Genomic DNA, 2,104 nt, shown 5'->3' on the forward strand with positions numbered 1-2,104 from the left:
GGATCTTTCTAAGCTGGAGGAGGTACTTTCGGAGCACGGAGACTCTTTGTTCTCTCGCTGTGATAGTGTTATTGTGGAAATTGATATGGATTCCAAGCTTTTAAAGCAGATTTTTCAATTGGCTGAGAAATACAATAAAAAGATATATGCAGCTGTTTCCAATATGTCTATTGCACTGGAAAGAAGAGACCTTTTAAAGACTACTGCCTGTATTGTATGTAATCAGCAGGAGGCAGGGATGCTCTTTTCCGAGGACTTTGAGGAAATGACTTTGGAGGAGATAGCAAGCTCCCTTTCCTCCTATGTGGTAAAGGCGCAATTTCCACAGATGATTATGACTTTAGGCAGTCAGGGAGCCATTTATGCAGAGCAAAATGGGCATTTCGGGCATTGTAAGGCAAAGAAAGTCCATGTGATCGATACCGCAGGAGCAGGAGATGCCTTTTTTGCGGGAGTGGCTATGGGACTGACTTATGGTAAGAATCTGATGGAAGCCTGTGAAATCGGCACCAAACTGGCGGCTTCCGTCCTTGGCACCTCGGAAAATGTAAATCCTCGCTTCCTTCCGGAAGAATTGGGGCTTAAGAGCTTGGAAGATTAAAAGGGGATTTTGAAATGATTTCTATCATTGTTGCTGTGGCCAAAGGCGGTGCCATCGGAAAAGAGGGAAAGATGCCTTGGAGGATTCCCGGAGAGCAAAGGCAATTTAAGGATCTGACCACAGGCCATGTGGTGATTATGGGGAGAACCTCCTATGAGGAAATCGGTCATCCTCTTCCAGAGAGAACAAATATCGTTGTATCCAAAACAAAGGTCTTCTCCGGAGAGAATTTATATACCGTAAAATCTTTAAAGGAAGCAATAGAAAGAGCGGGGCAAGAAGAAATCTTTATTGCAGGAGGGGCAGAAATATTTCAGGAAGCCCTTCCTCTTGCAGATAAAATCTATATGACTTATGTAGATATGGAAGTCCCGGATGCTGACCGTTTTTTTCCGGATTTCCCGGAAGAAGAGTACAAAAGGGAAGAAATAGAAAAGGTAGGAGGGGAGACCTCCTACCTAAGAGTCTTGTATACGAAAAAAGTTTAAATCTCTTGAGAGAATCAGAGCTTCTACATTCTTAACTTAAGCTGATGACTTTCTGATATTCCGGATTCTTAACTTAAGCTGATGACTTTCTGATATTCCGGATTCTTGTCTTTCTCTCCTAAGACTTCATAAATGCTGTCACAATCCTTGTCCATCCATTCCTCTTTCCAATCCTCAGCTTGAAAACGAATGCAGGTTCCGCAGGAAGAGGAGAGGCTTCTGGGAACCGGCTCCAGACTATAGGAAACCCCTGCGGCCTCCATTTTTTTTCCACTCATCATGGCGGAAAAATGGGTGTGGTAGGTTGCGATATATTCTTTCATAAATCCTTCTCCTAAAAACTCTATTCTGTCTTATTTCTTGAGTGAAATCTTGAAATCCTCTCCCTGCTTTTCGTAGGAAACCTTATATCCCCTTCCTTCTCCGAAGCGGGTAATGTTTTCTACACAAACCATGCTGTCCACCAGGATTTCGCAGTCAGCTCCGGGATTTTTCTCAATGCTTTCCCTTGCCATAACTACAGGAACAGGGCAGGAGTATCCTCTTGCGTCTACCATAACTACCTCCTTATAAAATCTTATGTAATATTATATTGTACCGGAACCGGTGTAAAGTTCCGGCAGTTCCGTCCTTTTTCTATTTTGTTTCTAAGACTTAAGCCGCTGTCTGTGCCGTATTCTTCTTTGGAAGATTCAAAACAGAAATAATCAGCAGAATAAAGAAGCAGGCAATTACTGCTACTTTTCCATAGTTGGAAAGTCCGCCCAGTACAAATTCCTTGGCATCATTTAAGGAATCCGGATTTCCTGCAAGCTTAAAATTATGAGCAAGACCTGCACCAACAATCATTCCCAGAACGGTTACCATGGAGTCTCCGTTTCCTTCTGCAGAAAGTACCAGCTGTCTAAAGGGGCATCCTCCCAGCATTACGGAAGCCCAGCCCACTAAAATCATGCCCAGCAGGTTCCATAGATGATTGCTGTGGGAAATAGGCTGAAGAGGGAATCCGGGCTTA

The 2,104-nt window shown here is 43.5% G+C and carries 5 protein-coding genes; 2 read left to right on the forward strand and 3 right to left on the reverse strand.

Going from position 1 to position 2,104, the window contains the following annotated elements; translation table 11 throughout:
• Together ACO4PX_RS10020 and ACO4PX_RS10025 are read left to right on the forward strand one after the other, a co-directional pair.
• Nucleotides 1-601 (forward strand): carbohydrate kinase family protein (locus ACO4PX_RS10020; RefSeq protein ID WP_485572561.1); only part of this gene is annotated, 601 nt, incomplete at its 5' end.
• A 14-nt stretch (nucleotides 602-615) separates the two neighbouring features.
• Nucleotides 616-1,089 (forward strand): dihydrofolate reductase, encoded by a 474-nt coding sequence (locus tag ACO4PX_RS10025; protein ID WP_485560721.1) that lies wholly within the window; start codon nucleotides 616-618, stop codon nucleotides 1,087-1,089.
• 68 nt (nucleotides 1,090-1,157) lie between these two features.
• Here the strand turns inward: ACO4PX_RS10025 and ACO4PX_RS10030 are convergent, their stop codons facing one another.
• From ACO4PX_RS10030 to ACO4PX_RS10040, 3 genes are all read right to left on the reverse strand, one after another.
• A complete protein-coding gene (locus tag ACO4PX_RS10030; RefSeq protein ID WP_485560720.1) occupies nucleotides 1,158-1,412 on the reverse strand; it encodes a putative Se/S carrier protein in 255 nt (84 codons plus the stop codon).
• Nucleotides 1,413-1,442: 30 nt separating this feature from the next.
• Nucleotides 1,443-1,646, reverse strand: coding sequence for a sulfurtransferase TusA family protein (locus tag ACO4PX_RS10035; RefSeq protein ID WP_485560719.1), 204 nt, complete (start codon nucleotides 1,644-1,646; stop codon nucleotides 1,443-1,445).
• A 97-nt stretch (nucleotides 1,647-1,743) separates the two neighbouring features.
• The coding region (locus ACO4PX_RS10040; protein WP_485572563.1) for a YeeE/YedE thiosulfate transporter family protein at nucleotides 1,744-2,104 on the reverse strand (361 nt) is incomplete at its 5' end.

This window comes from Oribacterium sp., assembly GCF_057249185.1.

What these genes read in the sequence shown, in the direction of transcription:
- ACO4PX_RS10025 (WP_485560721.1), top strand. Translation starts at nt 616, where the DNA reads ATGATTTCTATCATTGTTGCTGTGGCCAAAGGCGGTGCCATCGGAAAA.
- ACO4PX_RS10030 (WP_485560720.1), bottom strand. Translation starts at nt 1,412, where the DNA reads ATGAAAGAATATATCGCAACCTACCACACCCATTTTTCCGCCATGATG.
- ACO4PX_RS10035 (WP_485560719.1), bottom strand. Translation starts at nt 1,646, where the DNA reads ATGGTAGACGCAAGAGGATACTCCTGCCCTGTTCCTGTAGTTATGGCA.